Source organism: Paenibacillus sp. P4_A9, assembly GCF_056402415.1.
In genome coordinates this window covers 33,082-42,146 of record NZ_JBFUHL010000047.1, presented here as the reverse complement: position 1 = coordinate 42,146, position 9,065 = coordinate 33,082, and the positions used below count along the sequence as shown (strand labels likewise).

Genomic DNA, 9,065 nt, shown 5'->3' with positions numbered 1-9,065 from the left:
GAAATCGGCAAAGAAATGGGAGGACCTGACGCCATTTCTGGATGCTGTGAAAAAAGGCGAACCTGATATGATTCCTTGGGAATACAGCAATCAGCAAGACAATTTTGCGGATATGTCCGTCGTTTATGGCATGGATTCTGTGGGAGATAATAAAATTCCCGGCTGGGTTCGTTATAACGATAAAGATATCAAGGTAATCAATCAATACGAAACMCAGGAGTATAAGGATTATCTCAAATTGTTCAGAAGCTGGTATCAAAAAGGCTACATAAAGAAAGATGCCGCTACGATGAAGGATTATGTACCGGACAGAAAAGCCAAACGAGTTGCCGCRTTATATAGCAACCCGTATCCAGACCTGGTTGACATGCCTGAGCTTGGCGCCTCTTCTTTCATGGCTATGTCGCCGCCAGATGATAAGGTTTACAGTTACACCAAGAGGTTTACCGAGCCCTTTATCTCTGCCAATACGCCTTCAACTGCATTAGTTGCTGTAGGGGCCAACTCGAAGCATCCCGAAAAGGCAGTTCAACTGATCGAATTGCTGAATACGAATGACGAGCTATTCCATCTCCTCGCATTCGGTCAAGATGGGAAAGATTACAAAAAGATTGGCGAAAAGAAAATTGACATGATCAAGGACCAATACAATTTTAACTGGTCTGAATGGGAAATCGGACAGTCTTATAACAGGATGCTGTGGGATCAGAACACCGATGTCGAATCGCGTGAAAAGTCTCTCAACATTATTTATCAAGCTGATAAGACAGCAATGATATCGCCTGTGATGGGATTTGTATTTAATACGGAACCGGTTAAAACCCAAATGGCAAACGTTGACGCGACTTTGAAAGAACTTCTATATGCACTCGATTCGGGCTCGGCAGATCCTGATAAATATTATGAGGATTTCATAAAAAAATTGAAGAATGCCGGAGCCGACGATATTATCGCGGAGAAGCAGAAACAGATCAACGAATGGAAAAAGCAGAATGGCAAGTAAGCATGAAGCAAATAAAGTCAAGCAATAGCTTTTAGCGGGATTTATCAAGTGAGGGGAAGCAGGTTAAGATCAGCTATGTGATTGACTTCGCTTCCTCTCCTGCTTTGCGTAATGGTGAGTCATCAGTACCGTGACAAGACTTTTTTCTTGATATTTGTAAGCGTATCCAACCTCGAGTGGGAATTTACAAAAAGGAGGAAAGAAAAGAATGATAAAAAAAATTAAACAAATAACTTCAGTGGCGTTGGCAACTGCAATGATCGTTACATCCATGTTTGCTTTTCCTACTAATAAAGTAGAAGCACAGCAGGTGTCAGGTAATGCCCCGTTTATTAACTCATGGTTGGTTTCAGGTCCATTCGTATCCCCTGTAGTGGACCAAATTTATGGAACTACAGTCGGAGAAACCGTGAAATACGCGGCGTCGGCATCACAAATAACAGCATCATCGTCAACTCTTGCAGTAAACCCTGTTTCAAAATTAGTTGATGGAAGCACAAGTAGTCAGTGGGTGACAGAAAATGATTCTGCTCCATGGGTGAATCTGAAATGGAGTCAGCCTATTACAATTAATGAAGTGAAAATAGCGCAATGGGGCGATGGGCGTCACGTTAACAATTATTATCATCTTACTTTCACGCTGAATGATGGCAGCAAAGTAGAATCCGGAAAGGTGGATAGTACATCTTCCAGCGCATCCGCACCAAYCGTATATGCCATGCAATCCGAGTTGAAGAATGTAGTTGAAGTGAAGGTTGAAATCGATAAAGGACGTACACCTTATTCAAGCATAACCGGGATATCAGAAATAGAGGTAAATAACAAGCCGGCAGCCGGATCTGCTTCTAGCGCTGCTACGATCGCTCCCGTAATTGGCGATCCGTTAAGCTTGAATAACGAAAGTCATAAATGGGAATATTTCGATGATCGCATTTACAACAGAAACTACGATGATTATCAAGATTTATATGGATATTATTCTGTGAAAAAAGGCATCGATACTAGAAACAAATATGTATACGCTCACACATACGTATACAGCCCAGTTGAACAGCAAGCGTATTATAATGTAGGCGCCAGCGGTTCATATCGTCTTTATGTCAACGATAAGGCTGTAACCACACCGTCCACACCTGTGGAGGTGCAAAAGGATTTGACAAAACAAGCGATTCAGTTAAAGCAGGGTTGGAATAAACTGATGATTCAAATCAAGCATACGTATACGGAAGATGTTAATTCAAACAATGTTCCGTTAGGATTTGATCAAGATGTAGCTTACCTTGGGTTCTACGGAAGAGTCGCAGATCAAAATGGCAATAAAATAAATGGACTTGTTCATTCGGTTAAAGGCGCAGCTGCGGCTCTAGAAATTGTCACACAAGGCTTATCATCTGAGGATGCCATTAAACCACTTCCATCCCAAGGTATGCCGTTTGGTTACAAGGAATGGCCTTATGTATGGAATAAATCGGTGACCAACAATAAATACGGTGTTGCGGCATCTGCATTTCAATTTATGGCGAGCGGGGGAGCGCCTGGTTATACTTGGAGTCTCGTAGAAGGCAATCTGCCTGTTGGCTTGGCATTAAATGTTGATGGCACAATCGCAGATGGATTAGTGAATGGAAATGTCGATTTAAATAGCAGCAAAGGTATAATCAGTATTAACTGTGCACCAGGAGATTATAACTTTACTGTGCAAGTAACTGACAATAATGGAAATACGGCTAGAAAGAATATGACGATTACAGTAAAGGAACGTCCTAATAAATGGTTTGAAGAAGGGCGAGTGGGTGCTTTAACTCATGCTGCCCCCATTTACAGCTACTTTGTTGACCCGAATTTCTCTGCCGATTTATGGGCAGAAAGAGCAAAAGCTCAAGGGCATTCATTAGTTTCGGTTGAATCGGTACAACAAGCTTATCTTTGGCCGTCTAAATTTGCGGATCCAACACATGATAGGCATCAGTATCTTCCAAAGGATGCAAACGGTAAGGTAGTAGATGGGTTGAAACAGTTTGAACTGGCAGTAAAGCGTCATGGAATGAAGTTTGGCTTATATTATGGCGGCGGTATACCTTATTACACGACCGACGTCTATGTGCAGAATCAGATTGATTTGATTGAACGGTATGCGCCTGACTACATTTATTATGATGGGCCGCAAGGGATACCGAATGCCAACTTTGATGTGATTTACAGCGTTGTACGCAATTATAGTGATGATATTATCGTAAACTCCAATGCATGGGGTGCAGAGTATGGAGACCCTGATTTAAGAACCGAAGAAGCATCCGGTATTTACGCTAATGGCGCTGCAAATCATACTTTAAAACGTACGATTATGGAACCATGGAAAATGATACATACCAAAAATGGTCAATCTCCCTATTACGGTAAACGAGATGACTATAGGCAAGTTGCCAAGGAAATGATCATGAATGCCGGCAGAGGCTATGTGGATAATAATGATCAGACGCCTGTTGATAGTCGCGGGCCCAATTGGAACTCCCCTGAGGAAATTGCGACAAGGTATCCTAAAGCAGAGCAGGAATACATTGATGTGAGAGAAAGTTTTGTAGATTGGTTTGCACCTGTAGGAAAGCCGGAAAGACATGAGTCTACAACGGGTACAATGCCATATTTCCTTGCGGGCTATGGCTACGCAGATGATGGAAAAGGCAATTATGAAAAATTTGCTTTAGCTAACAGTACGACAGGCCMACAATGGGGATACGCAATGTATAGAGACAACAATGTTTATCTTCATATTATGAAAGGACCTGATAGCAAAAAAGGGCTTGATGCCATTCCTGGAAAGTCTTTAACGATTCGTCCGGTTCCAGATCATGTGACATCCGTAACCTGGTTGAACGAGGATATTCCTGTCACTTCTTTTGTACAAAATGGGGATAGTCTGACCATCAATCTTACTAATGTCCAGGAGGATCAGATTGACACAATCATCAAGATTGTAACGGACAATCCTGCACGCAAATATACGCTTACTAATGTCAAAGCAACGGGTGAGCTGTTGACACCTTCATCGCTCAAAATCAACACTGAGGGATATATGACATTCCCAGCGCTTAAAGTCAAGCTTTCAGGTTTAACATACAATAGTGCGAATCCTGCAATAGCGGCAGTTAATGCTAACGGAATCGTAACTCCGGTATCCAACGGAACAACGACGATCACTGTTAGCGGTACTTATGAAGGTGTAACCAAACCGGATACTTTAAAAGTTACAGCAAGAGACGGCAAAATTTATGTTGGGGAAAACATGATTGGCGCAACTTTACTCGTGGATGGAAAGGAAGCTTACGGCGAGGTTGATACACTAGAAAAACTCAGCTATCAAATCGAGGGCAGATCATCGAAAGGCGGAGCAATAGGGCTTGATGCGGCACAAATTCAATGGCACGGCGGTGTCGTTGATTTAAAAGCGGGTGACAATTTAAAGCCTGTATCGATCAGAGAAACAAATGGATTTATTTTCAATACAAATGAAATTATTGCGCCGTTCGTAGAGCAACCCACACGGGGAGTCGTTTGGGCTGATGTAACGTTAGACGGCAAAACATTTACAACAAATAGAGTATTCATAGACCTGCTGCCATACCAAAATCTTGCAGCCACTGAAATTACAGCTAGTCATAATCAAGGTGCAGTAAGTAAATTAGTTGATGGAAAAACAATTGAAGGCAATGATTTTGATCAATCCAAATGGTCGGTACCTGCAAATGAGAAAGCATGGATTCAATTTAAGCTGCCGACAAAGTCTCAGATTGCTAATATCAATCTTAACTTCAATTCTTTGGATCAAAGATATATCAATACGCCTAAAACAATAAAAATTCAAACTAGCGATGATGGTTTGGCATGGAATGATGTCAAAACCGTTAACGGTCCGACGGGTACTGCGTATTTTGGATTCTATGATCAATACGCATTAAACGCGGATGCTCAATACGTAAAATTACTATTTGAGGGCGGTTCAAACGGGTCAACGATTGATTTGCTTGAAGTGGCAATAAACGGAACGGATAAGTCCAATTTATTTGATCGTTTCGAATATGAGTACAAGCCGGTTACTGCAGCTACAGGTAAATATGACATTAAGGCTTTTACGGGTGCGGGTGCACCAATTGATTTGAAAGATGCGGTGATCTCGGTAACAAGTGAAAACCAGGGTGTGATTACAGTTGGCGATTCAAACCTGCTGACCGCTGTTTCACAAGGTATGGCAAAGATTCGCATCAGAGCAACAATAGGCGGACGCTCTATTGAAGAGGTTACTTATCTTTCTGTTGATCAGTCAGGAAGAATAGTTGTGGCTCCCTATTTAAGTGATATTGACTTAACTCTTAACAAAAATACAATTAAACTCAACAATCCAATCGTTGCCACAATTAATGGCTTATTAAGTACAGGAGAAACCGCTGATTTATCAATGGCTGCTGTAGAGTATCAATTTAGCGATGCAAGGTTATCTATTGTTGAAGGCAGCAATACAATCATTGCTAAAGGCGAGCTAGGTACTGGATTTAATGCAACCGTTGCTGTAAAGGTAACTTTAGACGGGGTGACCGTTATAAGTCGTCCTATGACAATAAATACAGTTGTTGATACGGTCCCTCAGTCACAAATGACGGCAACGGCGACAAGTCAGGAAACTGCTGGAGATAACAACGTAGCCTCCATGGCGATTGACGGAAATCCGGGAACGATCTGGCATACAAAGTGGAATAAATCCGACGTTCTCCCCCAATCGATCACCTTAAACCTTGGAGGAACCTATAAGATCAATAAAGTCGCATATTTACCAAGGCAATCAGGAGGCAGCAATGGGATTATAACAGGCTATAACGTGTATGTAAGTACGGATGGGGTATCTTTTACTAAGGTTGCAAGTGGAAATTGGGACAACAACAGTGCGGAGAAATACGCATCATTTACTTCGGCAAATGCATCTTACGTTAAGCTCGAAGCAACAGCGGGCGTCAGTGGGTTTGCAAGTGCTGCGGAGATCAATGTAATTCTTGATTCACCGGAAGTGCCGCAAGTTGTTATAGCCGGACCAGTCAAGGTGAACTCCGGGCAAACCTTCAATCTGACGATGGGACTGACCGGCGTTACGCAAAGCGTATACCAGCAAGTGTACGCCCAAGATTTTTTACTACAGTACGACCCTGCAAGTGTGCAATTCGAAACGGTTACATCCCTGAAAGAAGGGTTCCGAGTCATTGATCAAAAAGAGATGGCGCCGGGTCAACTCCGAATTGTGGCTGCCAGCGTGGGCGTGAACGTGACTGCCCAAGGCGATTTGCTCGCCATCAAATTTACGGCCAAATCTGTAGCTCAGGCAACTAGTACGACAATTTCTGTAGGTAATGTTGTTATTGCCAATGCACAGGGGAATGAGTTGCAGGTCGGCGGAGCCTCCCGTGAGATCCTAATAACTGTAACTACTATACCTGTAGATAAGTCGCTCTTGAATGCATCGATTGCAAGCGCTCAGGCGAAGTACGACGCAGCAGTGGAAGGCAATGGAGATGGACTGTATGCGATTGGCTCCAAAGCACAATTGCAGTCGGCCATCGATGCAGCAAAAGCGGCAGCAAACGCTTCGAATGCCACCCAGCAGCAGGTGGATAGCGCGAAAACCGCACTGGAAGCGGCGATTCAAGTGTTCATAAGCAAGAAAATAACCGCAGATGTCAATGGAGGCAGTGTCTCAATTGGAGACTTGGCTGTGGTTGCAGCTGCCTACGGCAAACAACAAGGTCAAGTGGGCTGGAATGAGAAAGCGGATGTAAATTATGACGGAATAGTTGACATTGTAGACCTTGCAGTTGTAGCAAAAGCGATCTTGCAATAGAACAACAAGCTTACAATGTTGAATGGAAAGTTGAGTTAATTACATTAGCGAAATTGAGGATTGATCGGCAATGAAATGGGGGAGGGGGAGCTTTTCCCCCTTCCGTATTTTGCAACGAAGAAATCGTTATTGAAAAAGTTTAGAATAAAGTCTTCAATTCCACTAGATTGTTGGTTTTGAAGGCTTATTTAGTAATTTTGTAGAAAAACCACTTTTTTTTATAAGTGGTTTTTAAGAAATTGAAGGATTCTTTGATTTTTGTTGTTTCTTTAGTTAGGGTTCGAATAGTATGCTCAGCGAATCAATTACTATTTTTTGCAATCATTGCCGGATGGATATCTCCAAGAAAATAGATACCCTAATGCGCGAAGAAATGTTATTTAAGGAGATGTTAAGTTGGCTTCGTTCACAAAAGAAGGTAAACAATTTATTTATAACGGTGAACCGATTCGAATCCTGTCGGGAGCAATGCATTATTTCAGAATTGTGCCTGAATATTGGAAAGACAGGTTGTTGAAATTAAAAGCTTGCGGTTTTAATACGGTTGAAACCTATGTAGCTTGGAATGTCCATGAACCGAGAGAAGGGCAGTTTAACTTTCAAGGCATCGCCGATGTTGAGCGATTCGTTCAATTAGCAGGAGAATTAGGACTGCACGTCATTATTCGGCCGAGTCCGTATATTTGCGCGGAATGGGAATTTGGCGGGTTGCCCTATTGGCTCCTTAAGGACCCTTCTATGCAATTACGTTGTTACTATAAGCCTTATTTAGATAAAATAGACACCTATTACGACGAATTAATGGCAAGGTTTAAACCCCTTCTATGTACGAATGGCGGACCGATTATCGCCATGCAAATTGAAAATGAATACGGAAGTTATGGCACAGATAAAGAATATCTGGCGTATATAAGGCAAGCCATGATCATCCGTGGAATGGATGTGCTTCTTTTCACTTCGGATGGGTATGACGATTCCAATCTTCAAGGAGGTACGTTACTTCCGGACGTGTTCGCAACAGTCAATTTTGGATCGAGGCCTGAAGAAGCATTTACCAAATTGCAGGAATATCAGCCGGGCAATCCGTTGGTATGTATGGAATATTGGAATGGCTGGTTCGATTATTGGGGAGATGAACATCATCAGAGAGGTAATGACGATGTTGTGGACGTATTGGACCGGATGCTGAAATTGGGCGCTTCCGTTAATTTCTATATGTTCCACGGGGGTACGAATTTTGGTTTTTATAATGGAGCAGGTTTTTTGGGTAAACACGAACCGGTCGCAACCAGTTATGATTATCACGCGATGTTGAATGAATCCGGAGATATTACGGACAAATACATCGCAGTTCGAGAATTGCTTTCCAAGTATGTGGATTTGGCGGATGTTGTAATTCCCTCTTCCATTCCAAAGAAACATTACGGCGTTGTCCGCCTTACAGAACAAACGAGGTTATTTGATTCCCTTGATCAGTTGTCCTCCCCGATGACAAGTAAATGTCCAATAACGATGGAACAATTAGATCAGGATTACGGATTTATTTTGTATACGACACAGATATCGGGTCCAAGGGCAAAGAATAAACTCGTACTCCAACAAGTGCGTGACAGGGCACTTATTTTCCTGGATGGGAATTATCAGGGGGTAGTTGAAAGAAACACGCATGATCAGACAGTGGAAATAAAAGAGAATGATATTCTGGTAGAAATACCTCCCGAAGGCGCGACATTAAGTATTTTAGTGGAAAATATGGGCCGGATTAATTACGGTTATAGTTTGAAAGATCCAAAAGGGATTACAGAAGGGGTTCGTTTTGAGCGAGGGTTTTTACACGATTGGAAGATTTATTCGCTTCCTCTTACCAATATATCGAAACTCGCATTCGGGGATATGCAAGATAATGTCTCATTTACGCCTACTTTTTATAAAGGCAAGTTTCATGTTGACGAAGTCGGGGACACGTTCTTGAAGCTGGAAGGTTGGATGAAGGGCGTGGCTTACATTAATGGCTATAACCTCGGACGTTATTGGGACATTGGTCCGCAGAAAACGCTATATATCCCAGGACCGCTTCTGCGCGAAGGGGAAAATGAGTTAATCGTGTTCGAACTGCATGGCACAAACGAACCGATTGCTATTCTTCAAGACTTTGCTGAGCTAGGGTAGTTTGTTGAAATT

At 42.4% G+C, this 9,065-nt stretch carries 3 protein-coding genes; all 3 read left to right on the top strand.

Annotated elements, in window-relative coordinates; all coding sequences use genetic code 11:
* On the top strand, positions 1–1,003 hold a 1,003-nt coding region (locus AC1DVJ_RS23255; RefSeq protein ID WP_477593764.1), incomplete at its 5' end, for an ABC transporter substrate-binding protein.
* 208 nt (positions 1,004–1,211) lie between these two features.
* Positions 1,212–6,884 carry a discoidin domain-containing protein gene (locus AC1DVJ_RS23250; RefSeq protein ID WP_477593762.1) on the top strand — a complete coding sequence of 1,891 codons (5,673 nt, stop codon included), beginning with the start codon at positions 1,212–1,214 and terminating at the stop codon, positions 6,882–6,884.
* A gap of 396 nt (positions 6,885–7,280) precedes the next feature.
* Positions 7,281–9,053 (top strand): glycoside hydrolase family 35 protein, encoded by a 1,773-nt coding sequence (locus tag AC1DVJ_RS23245; RefSeq protein WP_477593760.1) that lies wholly within the window; start codon positions 7,281–7,283, stop codon positions 9,051–9,053.
* Positions 9,054–9,065 lie beyond the last annotated feature (12 nt).